At 70.6% G+C, this 15,306-nt stretch carries 15 protein-coding genes and 1 pseudogene; 11 read left to right on the top strand and 5 right to left on the bottom strand.

Annotation, left to right across the window (positions count from 1 at the left end; all coding sequences use genetic code 11):
• Positions 1–27: 27 nt before the first annotated feature.
• Entirely contained in the window at positions 28–2,058 is a 2,031-nt protein-coding gene (locus ACZ6SQ_RS29680; RefSeq protein ID WP_469567414.1) for a TerD family protein, read from the top strand.
• A gap of 341 nt (positions 2,059–2,399) precedes the next feature.
• Here ACZ6SQ_RS29680 and ACZ6SQ_RS29675 read toward each other — a convergent pair whose 3' ends face one another.
• Positions 2,400–3,038: a hypothetical protein gene (locus tag ACZ6SQ_RS29675; protein ID WP_386380518.1), complete on the bottom strand. Its 639-nt coding sequence runs from the start codon at positions 3,036–3,038 to the stop codon at positions 2,400–2,402.
• A gap of 284 nt (positions 3,039–3,322) precedes the next feature.
• Between ACZ6SQ_RS29675 and hemL the strand changes: the two genes are divergently transcribed.
• The 8 genes from hemL to ACZ6SQ_RS29635 all read left to right on the top strand — a co-directional run bounded on the left by hemL (position 3,323) and on the right by ACZ6SQ_RS29635 (position 11,604).
• Positions 3,323–4,639 carry a glutamate-1-semialdehyde 2,1-aminomutase gene (gene hemL, locus ACZ6SQ_RS29670; RefSeq protein WP_469567413.1) on the top strand — a complete coding sequence of 439 codons (1,317 nt, stop codon included), beginning with the start codon at positions 3,323–3,325 and terminating at the stop codon, positions 4,637–4,639.
• On the top strand, positions 4,636–5,331 hold the full coding sequence (locus ACZ6SQ_RS29665) for a histidine phosphatase family protein (protein ID WP_469567411.1): 696 nt from the start codon (positions 4,636–4,638) through the stop codon (positions 5,329–5,331). The genes hemL and ACZ6SQ_RS29665 overlap by 4 nt, the downstream gene beginning before the upstream one ends.
• A gap of 217 nt (positions 5,332–5,548) precedes the next feature.
• Entirely contained in the window at positions 5,549–6,808 is a 1,260-nt protein-coding gene (locus ACZ6SQ_RS29660; RefSeq protein WP_469567409.1) for a polysaccharide deacetylase family protein, read from the top strand.
• A 114-nt stretch (positions 6,809–6,922) separates the two neighbouring features.
• A complete protein-coding gene (locus ACZ6SQ_RS29655) occupies positions 6,923–7,516 on the top strand; it encodes a TlpA family protein disulfide reductase (RefSeq protein WP_469567407.1) in 594 nt (197 codons plus the stop codon).
• Between the two features lies 1 nt (position 7,517).
• On the top strand, positions 7,518–8,291 hold the full coding sequence (locus ACZ6SQ_RS29650) for a cytochrome c biogenesis CcdA family protein (protein ID WP_469567405.1): 774 nt from the start codon (positions 7,518–7,520) through the stop codon (positions 8,289–8,291).
• 3 nt (positions 8,292–8,294) lie between these two features.
• The gene (resB, locus tag ACZ6SQ_RS29645) at positions 8,295–10,010 is read left to right on the top strand and encodes a cytochrome c biogenesis protein ResB (protein ID WP_469567403.1); all 1,716 of its coding nucleotides are present in this window, start codon (positions 8,295–8,297) and stop codon (positions 10,008–10,010) included.
• The gene (gene ccsB, locus ACZ6SQ_RS29640) at positions 10,007–11,140 is read left to right on the top strand and encodes a c-type cytochrome biogenesis protein CcsB (protein WP_469567401.1); all 1,134 of its coding nucleotides are present in this window, start codon (positions 10,007–10,009) and stop codon (positions 11,138–11,140) included. The genes resB and ccsB overlap by 4 nt, the downstream gene beginning before the upstream one ends.
• A 68-nt stretch (positions 11,141–11,208) precedes the next feature.
• Positions 11,209–11,604, top strand: a complete 396-nt coding sequence (locus ACZ6SQ_RS29635) for an SRPBCC family protein (RefSeq protein WP_469567398.1) — start codon at positions 11,209–11,211, stop codon at positions 11,602–11,604.
• Between the two features lie 18 nt (positions 11,605–11,622).
• Here the strand turns inward: ACZ6SQ_RS29635 and ACZ6SQ_RS29630 are convergent, their stop codons facing one another.
• Both ACZ6SQ_RS29630 and ACZ6SQ_RS29625 read right to left on the bottom strand, forming a co-directional pair.
• On the bottom strand, positions 11,623–12,090 hold the full coding sequence (locus ACZ6SQ_RS29630; protein WP_469567395.1) for a nucleoside deaminase: 468 nt from the start codon (positions 12,088–12,090) through the stop codon (positions 11,623–11,625).
• A 95-nt stretch (positions 12,091–12,185) separates the two neighbouring features.
• Complete coding sequence (locus ACZ6SQ_RS29625; protein ID WP_469567393.1) at positions 12,186–12,800, bottom strand: LppU/SCO3897 family protein; 615 nt, start codon at positions 12,798–12,800, stop codon at positions 12,186–12,188.
• An 89-nt stretch (positions 12,801–12,889) separates the two neighbouring features.
• Here ACZ6SQ_RS29625 and ACZ6SQ_RS29620 point away from each other — a divergent pair, with 89 nt between their 5' ends.
• Positions 12,890–13,492, top strand: a complete 603-nt coding sequence (locus ACZ6SQ_RS29620) for a TetR/AcrR family transcriptional regulator (RefSeq protein WP_469567390.1) — start codon at positions 12,890–12,892, stop codon at positions 13,490–13,492.
• On the opposite strand, the pseudogene ACZ6SQ_RS29615 reads toward ACZ6SQ_RS29620, so the two are convergent.
• Both ACZ6SQ_RS29615 and ACZ6SQ_RS29610 read right to left on the bottom strand, forming a co-directional pair.
• Positions 13,473–13,580, bottom strand: a pseudogene (locus ACZ6SQ_RS29615) (DUF397 domain-containing protein); the annotation flags it as partial. The gene ACZ6SQ_RS29620 and the pseudogene ACZ6SQ_RS29615 sit on opposite strands and share 20 nt — an antisense overlap.
• Positions 13,534–14,463, bottom strand: a complete 930-nt coding sequence (locus tag ACZ6SQ_RS29610; protein ID WP_469567387.1) for a helix-turn-helix domain-containing protein — start codon at positions 14,461–14,463, stop codon at positions 13,534–13,536. The gene ACZ6SQ_RS29610 and the pseudogene ACZ6SQ_RS29615, both read right to left, overlap by 47 nt.
• Before the next feature lie 166 nt (positions 14,464–14,629).
• On the opposite strand from ACZ6SQ_RS29610, the gene ACZ6SQ_RS29605 reads away from it, so the two are divergent.
• On the top strand, positions 14,630–15,223 hold the full coding sequence (locus tag ACZ6SQ_RS29605) for a hypothetical protein (protein WP_469567385.1): 594 nt from the start codon (positions 14,630–14,632) through the stop codon (positions 15,221–15,223).
• Positions 15,224–15,306: the final 83 nt, after the last annotated feature.

The raw sequence follows: 15,306 nt of genomic DNA, 5'->3' as shown, positions 1-15,306 counted from the left end.
GTCCGACATGCGCCAGTGGGGGGCGATATGTACGAACTAGTCAAGGGTGCCAACGTCGGTCTGGCGACCCTCAGCGAGAGCGTCGACTCCGTCATCGTGAGTCTGGGCTGGACCAGTCCGACGGGTGAGGGCGACGCGGATGTCTCGGTCCTGCTGCTGGACGCCGACGGCAAGGTGCGCAGCGACGCCGACTTCTACTTCTACAACCACCCGGTCGCACCGGACGGCAGTGTGCAGCTCCTGGGCAAGACGCCCACCGGAAGCGGCAATCAGGACCGGATCAGCTTCGACCTGACCGCGATCCCCGACGGCGTCGAGCGGATCGTGGTGGCCGCGAGCCGGTACGGCGACGCCCACTTCGGTGAACTGGACGATCTGCAGCTGACGTTGGCCGACGGTGCCGGCGACGGCCTGCTCCGGTTCGAGATCGCCGACGCCGGCTCGGTGAGCGCGTTCATCTTCGGTGAGCTCTACCGGCGCGACGGCCAGTGGAAGCTGCGGGCCGTGGGGCAGGGCTATGCCACCGGACTGGCCGGTCTGGCCACGGACTTCGGCGTGGACATCGACGACGACGCGGCCGCCGAGGAGGCGCTGGCCGCCGAGGCGGTCGACGAGCCCACGGCGCAGGCGCCCCGGGCACCCGCCGGCTCCCGTGCGCCGCTGGAGGCCGTTCCGGCTCCCCGGCCGCCCCAGGACGAGGCGGTGCCGAAGAAGACGCCCGCGCGCCCCCGCACCGCCAAGAAGAAGATCACCCTGCCCAGGGAGGCCAGGAAATCCCTGGCGGAGAACGACTCCTGGAAGGAAGCCAGGCTCTTTCCGGTCTCCGCGCTCAAGAGCGACCGGGACCGCGAGACACGGGCCACCTCGGTGCTGCTGTCGGTGATGACGCAGGTCCCGGAGTTCGGCAGGAGACTCACCGCGGCGTTCGGGGCGCCGGCCGGCCGCATGGAGACGTACACCGAGGTCTCGCTGCCGCACGGGGACAGTCCGCGCCGGCCCGACGGTGTGATCCGTGTGGAACGCGCCGGGAAGCTGTGGACGGCGCTGGTCGAGACCAAGACCAACGGCAACGCGCTCAAGGCCGACCAGGTGCAGGCGTACATGGACATCGCCGCGCGCCGCGGCTACGAAGCGGTCATCACGCTGTCGAACGACGTGGCGCTGGAAGGCAGCCCGCTGGTCGACGTCAAGGTCGACGGGCGGCGCAAGCACAAGGTGGCGCTCTGGCACCTGTCATGGGCGGAAGTGGCGCACCAGGCGCAGATGCTCATCCGGCACGACGGCGTGGGCAACATGGCGCACGCCTGGCTGCTCCAGGAGCTGCTGCACTATCTCCAGCACGAGAACTCCGGATGCCACGGTTTCCAGAACATGGGACCGGCCTGGGTGCCCGTGCGCAACGGCATCGACGACGAGACGCTGTGCCAGGGGGACCCGCGTGCCCTCGAGGTCGTGGAGAGCTGGGAGCGGCTCATCCGTCAGGTCTGTCTCGGGCTCGGTGGCGAACTCGGGCAGCGGGTGCTGCCCGTGCAGCGCGCCAGACGCGGAACAGACCCCGGCGCCCGCCGTACGCTCCTGGCCGACCAGCTCTGTCTCGACGGCAAGCTCCAGGCGGAGCTGCGCATCGAGGGCACGCCCGGCGTGCTCGCCATCACGGCGGACCTGCGCACCGGAAGGCTCCGTACCTCCGTGGAGATCCCGGCGCCGGAGCAGGGCTACCCCCTCACCTGGGCGAAGAGGCTCGTGCGGCGGCTGTCCGAGGCCCCCGCCGACCTTCATGTCGAGACGCTGGTCGAGGGTGAGGCCGGCGGGCCGCGGGGAACCCTGGAACGGCTGCGTCCGGAGCCGGGCGACATGCTGCCGAAGAGCGGCGTGCAGATCACCGGCTTCCGGCTCTCCCTGTTCAAGGGCATGGGCAGCACTCGCGGGAACGCCGAGTCCGGCTTCATCCGCAGCGTCGACGACGCGGTCAACCGCTTCCACGCCTCGGTCGTGGCGCACCTGGAACAGCCGGCGCAGCGGCGGGCCCCGGTCGCGGAACGGTCCTCGGTGGGCTGAGTCCCGCCACGACAGCCCTCGGCCCCCAGGTCTGTGGCCCGGGGGCCGAGCGCTGTGGTCCGGGTGGGTCCGGTGTGGGTTCAGGTCAGGGGGAGGGTGGCCGCCAGGGACAGGATCGTGGCGGTGAAGACGACCGTGTGGCGGACGGTCTGGAGGGTCCAGGTCCAGGCGGCGGCCTGGCGGGTGCAAGGGTTTGGGGGGTTGCGCAGTTCCGCGCGCCCCTGTGGGGGGGCCTGTGCGGTGCTGTCGGGTGCGGGTCGGTGATGCTTGTTCGCGCAGTTCCCCGCGCCCCTTGGGCGGTGGTGTCCGGCCGCGTTCAGGGGTCGTGCCAGAACCCCAGGTCACGGCCACACAAGGCAATAAGGCTGATGCCCCGCCTCATGCAACCGGTGCGAGAAGTCCTGCCACTCGTGCAGCAGCTGGTAGACGTCGAAGGCGTCGCGGGGGCCGCCGCGGTCGGGGACCGTGGACCAGATGAAGGCGGCCGCGCCGACGGCCTCCTCGCCTATGTCGCGCAGCGGGTCGACGACGGTCATGGGGAGCTTGACGACGGCGTAGTCGGGGTGGAGGACGACGAGCTCCAGCGGGGGGACCTTGTGCAGGGGGACGCCCTCGATACCCGTGAGGACCATCGCGGCCATCGTCTCGGGCTTGATCTTGGTGAACATGCCGTTCATCCCGAGCTCGTCGCCGCCGAGCTCCTCGGGACGCATCGAGATCGGGACACGGGCCGCGGTCGCGCCGTCCGGCGCGCCGAAGTACTTGTACGTCACCCCCACCCGACCACCATTCCTGCTTTCGGCCCGCAGCGGATCCGCGCGGCGCTCCCGGCGCCGGTCGGCGCTCTCGGGCTCACTCGGTCCACCATGTGCCTGACGTGCTTCGCCGGTCTCGTCCGCTTCGCGCCGGTGCTTGCCCCGCCGGGCACGTCGAGGACCCAGATCGTCCGTCCCCTCGCCCAGTCCGCCACCGCGATGCATATCTCCACCCGACTGCTTTTCTAGGACGCGTGGCCCCCGCCGCGCAACCCGATCATCGTGTCAGTGACCTCCCCCACGGCCGCCCGCCGAAACGTGCGGCGGGAACTCCTGTCCGCAGGATCTTCGCAGCCTCTGGCCACCCTCGCCCGTATGACGTGTGTGTGTCAGCTCTCAGTTTCGCAGATGCTTTCACGAGCGGTGGAGGATCGATCGACGTCCCCCGCGGCCTACCCTGAACGGGTCACTGCCCACCGGAGTCCGAGAAGTCGGAGAAGTCGCAGGTCATGAGCGAACTGCCATATCCATACGAAGCACCCGTCTCGCAGGCGCTGTTCGACCGTGCGGCGGCCGTCACCCCGGGTGGAGTGAACTCCCCGGTGCGCGCCTTCCGGGCGGTGGGCGGCACGCCCCGGTTCATGGTCTCGGGCACCGGCCCCTATCTGACGGACGCCGACGGGCGCGAGTACGTCGACCTGGTCTGCTCCTGGGGCCCGATGATCCTCGGCCACTCCCGCCCCGAGGTCGTCGCCGCCGTGCAGGCCGCCGTCGCCCGCGGTACCTCCTTCGGCACGCCCGGTGAGGGCGAGGTCGCGCTCGCCGAGGAGATGGTCGCGCGGATCGCGCCCCTGGAGCAGGTCCGCCTGGTCTCCAGCGGCACCGAGGCCACCATGTCGGCCATCCGCCTCGCGCGCGGGTTCACCCGGCGGGCCAAGGTCATCAAGTTCGCCGGCTGCTACCACGGCCACGTCGACTCGCTGCTGGCCGCGGCCGGCTCCGGCGTCGCCACCTTCGCGCTGCCCGACACGCCCGGCGTCACGGGCGCCCAGGCCGGCGACACGATCGTGCTGCCGTACAACGACCTGGAGGCCGTGCAGGAGGCCTTCCACCGGCACCCCGGCGAGATCGCCTGTGTGATCACCGAGGCCGCCCCCGGCAACATGGGCGTCGTCCCGCCGCTGCCCGGCTTCAACCAGGGCCTGAAGGACGCGTGCGAGAAGAACGGCGCGCTGTTCGTCTCCGACGAGGTCATGACCGGGTTCCGCACGAGCCGCGCCGGGTGGTTCGGTGTCGAGGGCGTCGTGCCCGACCTGATGACCTTCGGCAAGGTCATGGGCGGCGGCTTCCCCGCCGCGGCCTTCGGCGGCCGCGCCGACGTCATGGCCCACCTCGCCCCCGCCGGGCCCGTCTACCAGGCCGGCACCCTCTCCGGTAACCCCGTCGCCACCGCCGCCGGCCTCGCCCAGCTGCGGCTGCTCGACGACGCGGCGTACGACACCGTGAACGCCGTGTCGGCGAAGATCCAGGCGCTGGTCACCGAGGCGCTCGCCAAGGAGGGCGTCGCCCACCGGCTCCAGACCGCCTCCAACATGTTCTCGGTGTTCTTCACCGACCGTGAGGTGCGCGACTACGACGACGCCCGGCGCCAGGAGTCGTTCCGCTTCAACGCGTTCTTCCACTCGATGCTCGCTCAGGGCGTCTATCTGCCACCCTCGTCCTTCGAGTCCTGGTTCGTGTCCACCGCGCACGACGAGCGCGCCCTCGACCGGATCGCCGAGGCCCTCCCGGCGGCGGCCCGCGCGGCGGCGGAGGCGAGCGCATGAGCGTCGACGGCAACGGCACCCGTGACATCACCGTCGTCCACCTGATGCGGCACGGCGAGGTCGCCAACCCCGACGGCGTGCTCTACGGCCGGCTGCCCGGCTACCACCTCTCCGAGCTGGGCCGCCGGATGGCCGACCGGGTCGCCGAGCACCTCGCCGAGCGGGACGTGACGTACGTCTGCTCGTCCCCGCTGGAGCGGGCGCAGGAGACCGCGACGCCGATCGCCAAGGCGCACGGCCTCGACCTCGCAACGGACAGCCGGCTGATCGAGGCGGACAACGTCTTCCAGGGCAAGACCTTCGGTGTCGGCGACGGCGCGCTGAAGCGGCCGGGCAACTGGAAGCACCTGGTCAACCCGTTCCGGCCGTCCTGGGGCGAGCCGTACGTCGACCAGGTCGTGCGCATGATGGGCGCGCTGGACGCCGCCAAGGACGCCGCGCGCGGCCACGAGGCGGTGCTGGTCAGCCATCAGCTGCCGATCTGGATCGTGCGCTCCTACGCCGAGAAGCGGCGGCTGTGGCACGACCCGCGCCGCCGACAGTGCACCCTCGCCTCGCTGACGTCCTTCACCTACGAGGGCGACCGGATCGTGTCCGTCGGCTACACCGAGCCGGCCCTCGATCTCGTCCCCGCGCATCTGCGGGCCGGCGCCAAGCCGGTGCACGGCAAGGACAAGGCCTTCGGGGCGTAGGAACGGTACGGCAATCCCCGTCGCCCGCGGCCCCCGTCCGTCGCGGCCCGCGTACGCCGCGGTCCCCGTCCGCGGGGGCACCGTGCGACACCCGCGGCCCGAGTCGCGTGATGAGGCGGTCTGTTACGCAACCGGCGAATTCCGGCGGGAACCTCCCCGTTCGTGGCGCCCTCTCTGTGATTGACCACGAGAGAAGGCCACGAACGGGGGGCGCGCGATGCGCACTGTCACTCGCAGGGGAGCACTCGGACTCGGCGCGGGCGTCGCCGCCACCGTCGGACTGGCCGGGTGCGGCAGCCTCACCTCCTCCGACGGACCGAGCCCGGGATCCGGTTCCGGGAAGAACCGTTCCGGCGGACCGTCGGGCAAGCCGTCCGGCGGCCCGTCACCCACCGCCCGCCCCATCGGCGACGGCTCCACCGCCTTCACCGGCAGGCAGCCCCACCAGCCGCCCCGGCCCGTCCCGCTGGAGCCCGGCGAGACCCCGCCGCAGTTCGTCGTCTTCTCCTGGGACGGCGCGGGCGAGGTCGGCAACGGCCTCTTCCCGCGCTTCCTGGACCTCGCCCGGGAGCACGGCGCGTCCATGACCTTCTTCCTCTCCGGGCTCTATCTGCTGCCCGAGTCGAAGCAGCGCCTGTACGACCCGCCGAACAACCCGCGCGGCGCCTCCGACATCGGCTACCTCACCGACGACCACATCAAGGCGACGCTCGCCGGTCTGCGCCGGGCCTGGCTGGAGGGCCACGAGATCGGCACGCACTTCAACGGTCACTTCTGCGGCGAGGGCGGCGGCTCCGTCGCGCACTGGACCGGCGCGCAGTGGCGCAGCGAGATCGACCAGGCGAAGTCCTTCGTCAAGCAGTGGCGCACCAACAGCGGCTGGACCGACCTGCCCTCCCTGCCCTTCGACTACGACAAGGAACTCGTCGGCGGCCGCACCCCCTGTCTGCTCGGCCAGGACAACCTGCTGCCCGTCGCCCGCGAGCTGGGCTGGCGCTACGACGCCTCCTCGCCCGGCGGCCTCCAGGTCTGGCCGGCGAAGAAGCAGGGCATCTGGGACCTGCCGCTCCAGCAGGTGCCCTTCCCGGGCCGCGGGTTCGAGGTCCTGTCGATGGACTACAACATGCTCGCCAACCAGTCGCTGGCCTCCACCAACGCCCCGGCGCACAACTACCCGGCCTGGCGCGAGCAGGCGGCGGGGGCGTACATATCCGGCTTCCAGCGGGCGTACGAGACGAACCGGGCACCCTTCTTCGTCGGCAACCACTTCGAGCAGTGGAACGGCGGCATCTACATGGACGCCGTCGAGCAGGCGATCGAGCACATCGCGCGCGCCGCGGACCAGGGCGGTGACGTGCGGATGGTGTCCTTCAGGCAGTTCACCGACTGGCTGGACGTGCAGCGGCCCGAGGTCCTCGACAAGCTGCGCACGCTCGGTGTCGGACAGGCGCCCGCGGGGGGCTTCAAGGCCCTGTGAGACGGGCCGCGGAACGGGCTGCGAAACGGGCCGCGAAAGGGGCCGTGAAATGCGGTTTCGTCCCCGCGAGGGGGGTGCGCAAGATCCCCGGAACGGACATGCGAAACTTTTCACATGAGTGCCGCCAGCCGTACCACCCTGCTCGCCGCCGGTGCCGTCGTCACCGCGCTGGCACTGTCCGCGTGCACGTCCGGGGGAACGTCCGGCGGCGGCGGTGACACCAACTTCGTCACCGGCAACGACGGCATCGCGACCGCCAAGCAGGGTGAGCGCGGCGAGGCGCCGGTGCTCGACGGCGAGACCCTCGACGGCAAGCCGCTCAGCACGGCCGACTACAAGGGCAAGGTCCTCGTCGTGAACGTGTGGGGCTCCTGGTGCGGCCCCTGCCGGATCGAGGCGAAGCACTTCGCGAAGGTCTACAACGACGTCAAGTCGCAGGGCGTCGAGTTCGTCGGCATCAACACCCGCGACACCAGCACCATCCCCGCGCTCGCCTTCGAGAAGGAATGGGGCATCACCTACCCCAGCCTGTACGACCCGGACGGCAAGCTGATGCTCCGCTTCAAGAAGGGCACGCTCAACCCGCAGCTCGTCCCCTCGACGATCGTCATCGACCGCGAAGGCAGGATCGCGGCCCGCGCGCTCCAGGAACTCAGCGCGGAGAAGCTGCTCGGCATGATCAAGCCGGTCATCGCGGAGAAGAAGTAACGTGACCGCGCTGTCCACCCTGGCCGAGGCGGGCGGCCAGAACGCCACCGTGCTGCACGGCGCGCTGCTGCTGGCGCTGCCGCTCGCGGTCCTCGGCGGCCTCGTCTCCTTCTTCTCCCCCTGCGTCCTGCCGCTCGTCCCCGGCTACCTCTCCTACGTCACCGGGGTCAGCGGCACCGACCTGGCCGAGGCCCGGCGCGGCCGGATGGTCGCGGGCGCGTCCCTGTTCGTGCTCGGCTTCACGGTCGTGTTCGTCTCCGGCGGCGCGCTGTTCGGCTACTTCGGCTACACCCTGCGCGAGCACCAGCAGACGCTGTCCAAGGTGCTGGGCGTGCTCATGATCCTCATGGGCGTGTTCTTCATGGGCCTGATGCCCTGGCTCACCCAGCGGGAGTTCCGCTTCCACCGGCGCCCCGCGACCGGCCTGGTCGGCGCCCCGGTGCTCGGCGCGCTGTTCGGCATCGGCTGGACGCCCTGCATCGGCCCGACCCTCGCCTCCGTGCAGACCCTCGCCATGGAGCAGGCCAGCGCCGGGCGCGGTGCCATACTGACCGTCGCCTACTGCCTGGGCCTCGGCCTGCCGTTCGTGCTCGCCGCCGTCGCCTTCCGCAAGGCCCTAGGTGCCTTCGGCTGGGTCAAGCGCCACTACGTCTGGGTCATGCGGGCCGGCGGCACGATGATGATCGTCACGGGTGTGCTGCTGCTGACCGGGGCGTGGGACAGTCTCGTGCGCGAGATGCAGAACTGGTCCAACGGATTCGTTGTGGGGATCTGATCCATGAGCAAGACGACATCCAGCGCCCCCGAGGACCAGGACCTCGGCGCCGCCGGCTCCCAGCTGTCCACCGCGCCCGAGGAGGAGGCACCGAACCTGCCCGCCCTCGGCGTGATCGGCTGGGCCCGCTGGTTCTGGCGCCAGCTGACCTCCATGCGGGTCGCGCTCCTGCTCCTGCTGCTGCTCTCGCTCGCCGCGATCCCCGGCTCGCTCATCCCGCAGACCGGTGTCGACATCACCCAGGTCGAGGACTTCCGCCGGCGGCACACCGGCCTCGCGCCGGTCTACGACAAGCTCGGCCTCTTCAACGTCTACAGCTCGGTGTGGTTCTCCGCGATCTACATCCTGCTGTTCGTCTCCCTCATCGGCTGCATCGTCCCGCGCACCTGGCAGTTCGTCGGCCAGCTCCGCGGCCGACCGCCGGGCGCGCCCCGCCGTCTGACCCGGCTGCCCGCGCACACCACCTGGCGCACCACGGCCGCGCCCGAGGAGGTCCGCGAGGCCGCGCTCGCCCTGCTGAGGCGCCGCCGCTTCCGCGCGCACACCGTGGGCGACGCCGTAGCCGCCGAGAAGGGCTATCTGCGGGAGGCCGGCAACCTCGCCTTCCACGTCGCCCTGATCGTGATGCTGGTCGCCTTCGCGTGGGGCCAGCTGTTCAAGTCCGAGGGCAACAAGCTGATCGTCGAGGGCGCCGGCTTCGCCAACACGCTCTCGCAGTACGACGACTTCAAGTCCGGCAACCTCTTCGAGAACGACGACCTGGAGCCCTTCAGCTTCAGCCTGAACCGCTTCACCGGCACCTACGAGCCCTCCGGCCCCAACCGCGGCACCCCCCGCACCTACGAGGCCGACCTCACCTACAGCGAGGGCGCCGACGGCAAGGAGCGCAGGACCACCGTCGAGGTCAACGAGCCGCTGCAGATCGGCGACGCCAAGGCCTACCTGGTCAGCCACGGCTACGCCCCCGTCATGACGGTGCGCGACGGCAAGGGCGAGATCGTCTTCCAGGACGCCGTGCCCCTGCTCCCGCAGGACGGCAACGTCACCTCCTCCGGCGTCGTCCGGGTCATGGACGGCTACAAGGACGCCCGGGGCAGGAGCGAACAGCTCGGCTTCCAGCTCTGGTTCCTGCCGACGTACGCCAAGGGCTCGATGGTCTCCCAGTTCCCCGCGCTGATCAGCCCGATGATGGCCGTGAACGCCTACCACGGCGACCTCGGCGTGAACTCCGGCATCCCGAAGAACGTGTACCAGCTGGACAAGACGCACATGAAGGAGTTCAAGGACGCCAAGGGCAAGCTGCTGAAGAAGCAGCTGCGCCCCGGCGACACCCTCGAGCTCCCGAACGGCGCCGGCACGATCACGTACGAGAAGGAGACCCGGGAATGGGCCGGGTTCCAGATCGTGCAGGAGCCGGGCGGCGGCTGGGCGCTGGCCGGTTCCGTCGCCGCGATCGCGGGCCTCGCCGGGTCCCTGTTCATCCAGCGCCGCCGCGTCTGGGTGCGGGCCACCACCGGCGACGACGGCGTCACGGTCGTCGAGATGGCCGGCCTCGGCCGCAGCGAGTCGGCGAAGCTGCCCGAGGAGCTCGGCGACCTCGCGGCGGCCCTGTACGAGCGGGCGCCGGGCGCGCCCGAGTCCGCAACCGACCCCGAGGACGACCCCTCGTCCACCCCCGACCCGCACGTCGTATCTGCCGAAGGGGCTGACAAGCCGTGAACTTCGCCGCCGCGAGCGATCTGGCCGCCGCGACCAACGAGAACCTCGCGAACATCAGCAACACGCTGATCTACTCCTCGATGGCCGTCTACACCCTGGCCTTCTTCGCGTACATCGCCGAATGGCTCTTCGGCAGCCGCAGCAAGGTCGGCCGTACGGCCGCCGCGCTCACCGCGCAGACCGCGTCGAAGGCGAACGCCCCGGCGGTCACCGTGAACAAGGCGGGCGGCGGCACCACGGTGCTGGAGCGCCCCAAGGTGACGGTCCGCGCCGCGGCCGGCACCCGTGACGTGCCCGACGGTCCGGGCGCGCACGGCGGTGACGAGCAGGGCGACCTCTACGGGCGGATCGCCGTCTCCCTCACCGTGCTCGCGTTCCTCGTGGAGTTCGGCGGTGTGCTCACCCGGGCCTTCTCGGTGGAGCGGGCGCCGTGGGGCAACATGTACGAGTTCAACATCACCTTCTCCACGGTGGCGGTGGGCGTCTACGTCCTGCTGCTGGCGCTGAAGAAGAACGTGCGCTGGATCGGTCTCTTCCTGATCACCTCGGTCCTGCTCGACCTCGGGCTCGCCGTCACGGTCCTGTACACCGAGAGCGACCAGCTGGTTCCCGCCCTGCACTCGTACTGGCTGTACATCCACGTCTCGACGGCGATCTTCTGCGGTGCGGTGTTCTACCTCGGCGCGGTCTCCACGGTCCTGTACCTGTTCAAGGACTCCTTCGAGAACAAGCTGGCGACCGGCGGAAAGCCCGGCCGCTTCGCGAGCTCCGTCCTGGACCGGCTGCCCGCCGCCGCCTCCCTGGACAAGTTCTCCTACCGCGTCAACGCGGCCGTCTTCCCGCTGTGGACCTTCACGATCATCGCGGGTGCCATCTGGGCCGGTGACGCCTGGGGCCGCTACTGGGGCTGGGACCCCAAGGAGACCTGGTCCTTCATCACCTGGGTCGCCTACGCCGGCTATCTGCACGCCCGCGCCACGGCCGGCTGGAAGGGCCGCAAGGCGGCCTATCTGGCCCTGATCGCCTTCGCCTGCTGGCTGTTCAACTACTACGGCGTCAACATCTTCGTCTCCGGCAAGCACTCCTACGCCGACGTGGGCCTGAGCGCCCTGGGGGCCGTGGGCTTCTGAGCCCGGCCCCTCCCGGTCCCGGCCCCGCAGGGCGTGCGCATCACGTCGTGCGGGGTCAGTCTGGTCTCATGACCGGTTCCATCGAGGCGGGCACCAGCCAGACCCACGGGAACACCCACATCCTGCACTTCCTGGTACGCCTTCCCGGGCCCATGGAGACCGTCTGGCCCGCGGTCGCCACGGCGGAGGGGCTGTCCGGCTGGCTGGCCCCGGCCGAGGTCCTGGAGCCGCGGCTCGGCGGCGAGGTCGTACTGGGCGGGCTGGGCCCCGGCCGGGTCACCGCCTGGGACGTGGACCGGATCGCCGAGTACACCGTCGAGGACGGCGGCCGCATCCGCTTCCACCTGGAGCGCGAGGGCGAGGACGCCAGCGTGCTGCGCTTCACCCACGAGTTCCAGGGCGAGGGCGAGACGGAACAGCGCTGGCGCACCCGCTTCGAACGCCTGCTCGATATCCTGGTGTGACGCGGCCCTGGCCCCGGTTCAGGCGGGCGGCTCCCCGATGTCCTCCTGCCACAGCTCCGGGTGCCTGTCGACGAAGTCCCGCATCAGCGCGGCGCACTCGGGGTCGTCCAGCAGCACGATCTCCACGCCGAGCCCGGCCAGCCAGTCGTGACCGCCGTGGAACGTCTCGGCCTCGCCGATCACGACCCGCGAGATCCCGAACTGCCGCACCAGCCCCGAGCAGTACCAGCAGGGCGACAGGGTCGTCACCATCGTCGTCCCGCGGTACGACCGCTGCCGCCCGGCCGCGCGGAACGCCGCCGTCTCCGCGTGCAGCGACGGGTCGCCGTCCTGCACCCGCCGGTTGTGCCCCCGGCCGAGCAGTTCCCCGGCGGGCCCGTAGAGCGCGGCCCCGATGGGCAGACCGCCCTCGGCCAGCCCGGCGCGCGCCTCGTCGAGCGCCGTCCCGAGCCACGTCCGGGCCGTCTCCGTGTCCAGAACCCTCATGCCATGTCCTCCCGCGGTGACGGCACCAGTATGGGCCCGGGGCCGGACGGGTCCCCCGCGCCCGTCCGGCCCCTGCCCGTCGGGTCGGCCGTGGTCTATCGGGCGTAGGCCCCCAGGCCGACCAGGCAATACACGTACTCGTTGATGGCGGTGCCGTTGAGGGTGTAGCGGTAGCTGTAGGCGTACTGGGTGCGCGGGTTGCCCTCGCAGCGGCTCATGTCCGAGGTGAAGGGGATGGTCTCGATCACCTGGTAGTGCGCGTCGGACGCCGAGCAGTCGACCTCGTCCACGTCGACGCTCTGCGCGGTCGTGGAGTCGGGCAGCTGTCCGTTGAGGCAGGTGCCGGTGGTGAACGGGTCGGGCTCCTCGCTCTCGGTGGGCTCGGAACCGTAGGGGTCGTCGTAGGAGTCGCCGTAGGGGTCGTCAGTGGCGTACGGGTCGTCGGTCTCGTACGGATCCGACGTGTACGGGTCGGAGGTGTACGGGTCCTCGGTCGACGGGTCGTACGGCTCGTAGGTGTCGTACGGCGACGAACTGGCCGTGGAGTTCGCCGAGTCGGCGCTGTCGCCGTCGTCCGACCTGTCGATCAGCAGCCCTACGGCGAGCACGAGCGCGCCGACGACCGCCAGGGCGACGAGACAGCCCGCGGGGTTCGGCTTCTGCTGGGGCGCTCCGCCACCGGGCGGCGGCTGGTGCGGTATCTGGGACATGCGGCTCAGTGTGGATCAGGGCGGCCGCGAATTGGAGGCCTTTTCTAGAAATTCACTTCAGAAACGGAATCTGACCTACGCTTCCTCGCATGAGTCCCAAGCAACAACGCGGCGAGGCCACCGTCGAACTGCTGCTGGAGGCGGCGCTGCGGGTGTACGCCGAGTCCGGCGAGCAGGGACTCACCGTGAGCGCGATCACCAAGGCCAGCGGGGTCAGCCTCGGCAGCCTGTACCACCACTTCGGCAGCATCGACGGGCTCGTGGGCGCGCTCACGCAGCGCTGGCTGGGTCGGCTGCTGGGCGAACTGGCCGGGGCCCTTCAGCAGACACGCACCGCCCGCTCGGGCATCGAGGCGGTGACACGTGCCTATCTGGCCTTCATACAGGAGCACCCCGCCGCGTCGCTGCTGCTGCACTCCTCGCGCGCGGACCAGCAGAACATGGGCGCGGCAAAGGAGTTGCGCGACTCCCAGGAGGCCCGCGTCTCGGCCTTCGGCCTGTGGATCCAGCAGCACGTCGACTCGGGGGAGGTGGAGCCGCTGCCCCAGTCCCTCATGGAGTCCCTGGTCCTCGGCCCGATCGTCGCCACGGCCCGCCGCTGGCTGTCCGGCCTGGACGACGTGGACCTGGACGAGGCGGCGCGGATCTTGCCGGAACGTATCTGGAGATCGGTCAGCGCAGAGCGGAAGTGAACGCGGCCCAGGCGGAGGAGCCGATCATCAGGACCGGTCCGTCAGGGTTCTTGCTGTCCCGGACGGGGACGACGGAGCCGAACTCGGGGGCGAATTCTAGGCAGTTGCCGCCGTTCGCGTCGCTGTAGCTGCTCTTCTTCCAGCTGGCCGCGCCGAGTTCGTAGCTGTTCATGCTGCTCGTACCCTTCCATCGCGTCGCTGATCAGAGCAACGGACTCAGGAGCTGACGGGGCGTCCGCCCTGAGCACATCATAGGTCTGCATGTGCTGCGTGTAGACGGTCGGATCGCCGTCGAAATGGCCACGGTCCAGTGACTCCGAGTAGACCCACTCGCTCCCGTCGGGCAGCCTGATGAGCGACATGGAGCCGCTCGGCCGGGCCAGGCCGTACGAGTCCGAAGGCGCCACCTGGATGCGGATGTTGGGCCGCCGTCCAGCCTCCAGAAGGTGCGCGCACTGGTCCCGCATGACGGCGGGACTCTCCAGCGCGTTGCGCAGACAGCTCTCGTCCAGGACCACGAGGTAGAGCGGGCCGCCGTGAGCCAGGAAGCGCTGCTGGCGGCTTAACCTTGCCCGGACCCTCTGCTCCAGGTCGGTGCCGGCGAAGCGGCGGGAGAACAGTGACCGCGCGTACTCCTCTGTCTGCAACAGGCCTGGTACGACCCGCTCCTGGTACTCCCGCACGGCGATGGCCTTCGCGTCCATCTCTGCCCTGCGCTTGAACCAGTCGGGATGCTCCACCTGCGTGTACCAGTCGACCTTGCCCCACAGCCGCGCCAGCGCACCGCCCGAACCGAGGGCCTCGTCGCAGCTCTTGGCGAACGTCTCGCGCGGCACCCGCGTCCCCGCCTCGACTCTGGCCACGAGGGACCGATCGCAGTGGATCTCCCGGGCGAGGGCCTCCTGGGTGAGCAACGCCGACTCGCGGAAATGCCGAAGTAGTTCGCCGAAGAACTCAGCGGTGCTGATCACAGGCCGATCCCCTCCGTAAAGCCCCAGCCCATTCCCCTGAGTCACGACTACCACACCCACAGTCATCGACGTGCCGAGTCCCGAACTCCCACCCCGAAACCCGCACAACGTTTCGCCCCCGTCCCGCGTCACAGTCCCGAGAGGCCGGTGACGGAGGGAGTGGCCCATGAAGTACGGCAGCCTGGCGGCGGGAGCCGTCTCGGCCGCGACGGTGGTCGCGCTCGCGGTGTGGGTGGACGCGGACGGGACCGCCGGCGGCGACGTCGGGGCACCCGTCGAGTCGCGGAAGGCGACGCAGGGGTGCGTCGGCGGCCGGCCCGGTTCCACCGGACCGGCGGGCGCGCCCGAGGACAGCCCGCTGTACCGCACGCTCGACCGGATCGGGGAACTGGCCGCCGGACGGCACTCCGGCGTGTTCACCGGGCTCTCCGTCGACGAGGACGGCAACGCCGCCGACGTCTGGCGCATCCCGTCCACCGCCTTCGAGGAGGCCGTCTGCGAAGCGGCCGAGCAGGGCGTCCACGTCCGCTTCCACGACAGCGACACGAATCGCCGCGACCTCGACGCCCTCGCCGAGCGGATCGGCGAGGACATGGGCCGCTGGGACGGCACCTTCCAGATGCGCGAGGTCGGCGTCGACGAACGCGGATACGTCAGGATCGGCGTCGACGACCCCGGCACGGCCCGGCCGCTGATAGAGCGCGAGTTCGGCGCCGAACACATCCGGGTCGAGCGCGCGGAGCCGGCCGCACTCGACTGACCAGGCCCCATCGGTGGGCCCGATGACCCCATCGGCAGAACGCCCCGGCAGCGCGTGGACCAGGGGCTTCGCCCGCTCGTAGC

This window comes from Streptomyces sp. NPDC048600 (genome assembly GCF_055587025.1).
Note: the sequence above shows the minus strand (reverse complement) of the source record. Positions and strands in the feature narration are given on the sequence as shown.

What these genes read in the sequence shown, in the direction of transcription:
- ACZ6SQ_RS29620 (WP_469567390.1), top strand. Translation starts at nt 12,890, where the DNA reads ATGAGTCCCAAGCAACAACGCGGCGAGGCCACCGTCGAACTGCTGCTG.
- ACZ6SQ_RS29630 (WP_469567395.1), bottom strand. Translation starts at nt 12,090, where the DNA reads ATGAGGGTTCTGGACACGGAGACGGCCCGGACGTGGCTCGGGACGGCG.
- ACZ6SQ_RS29655 (WP_469567407.1), top strand. Translation starts at nt 6,923, where the DNA reads ATGAGTGCCGCCAGCCGTACCACCCTGCTCGCCGCCGGTGCCGTCGTC.
- hemL (WP_469567413.1), top strand. Translation starts at nt 3,323, where the DNA reads ATGAGCGAACTGCCATATCCATACGAAGCACCCGTCTCGCAGGCGCTG.
- resB (WP_469567403.1), top strand. Translation starts at nt 8,295, where the DNA reads ATGAGCAAGACGACATCCAGCGCCCCCGAGGACCAGGACCTCGGCGCC.
- ACZ6SQ_RS29625 (WP_469567393.1), bottom strand. Translation starts at nt 12,800, where the DNA reads ATGTCCCAGATACCGCACCAGCCGCCGCCCGGTGGCGGAGCGCCCCAG.
- ACZ6SQ_RS29665 (WP_469567411.1), top strand. Translation starts at nt 4,636, where the DNA reads ATGAGCGTCGACGGCAACGGCACCCGTGACATCACCGTCGTCCACCTG.
- ACZ6SQ_RS29680 (WP_469567414.1), top strand. Translation starts at nt 28, where the DNA reads ATGTACGAACTAGTCAAGGGTGCCAACGTCGGTCTGGCGACCCTCAGC.
- ACZ6SQ_RS29675 (WP_386380518.1), bottom strand. Translation starts at nt 3,038, where the DNA reads ATGCATCGCGGTGGCGGACTGGGCGAGGGGACGGACGATCTGGGTCCT.
- ACZ6SQ_RS29635 (WP_469567398.1), top strand. Translation starts at nt 11,209, where the DNA reads ATGACCGGTTCCATCGAGGCGGGCACCAGCCAGACCCACGGGAACACC.
- ACZ6SQ_RS29660 (WP_469567409.1), top strand. Translation starts at nt 5,549, where the DNA reads ATGCGCACTGTCACTCGCAGGGGAGCACTCGGACTCGGCGCGGGCGTC.
- ACZ6SQ_RS29605 (WP_469567385.1), top strand. Translation starts at nt 14,630, where the DNA reads ATGAAGTACGGCAGCCTGGCGGCGGGAGCCGTCTCGGCCGCGACGGTG.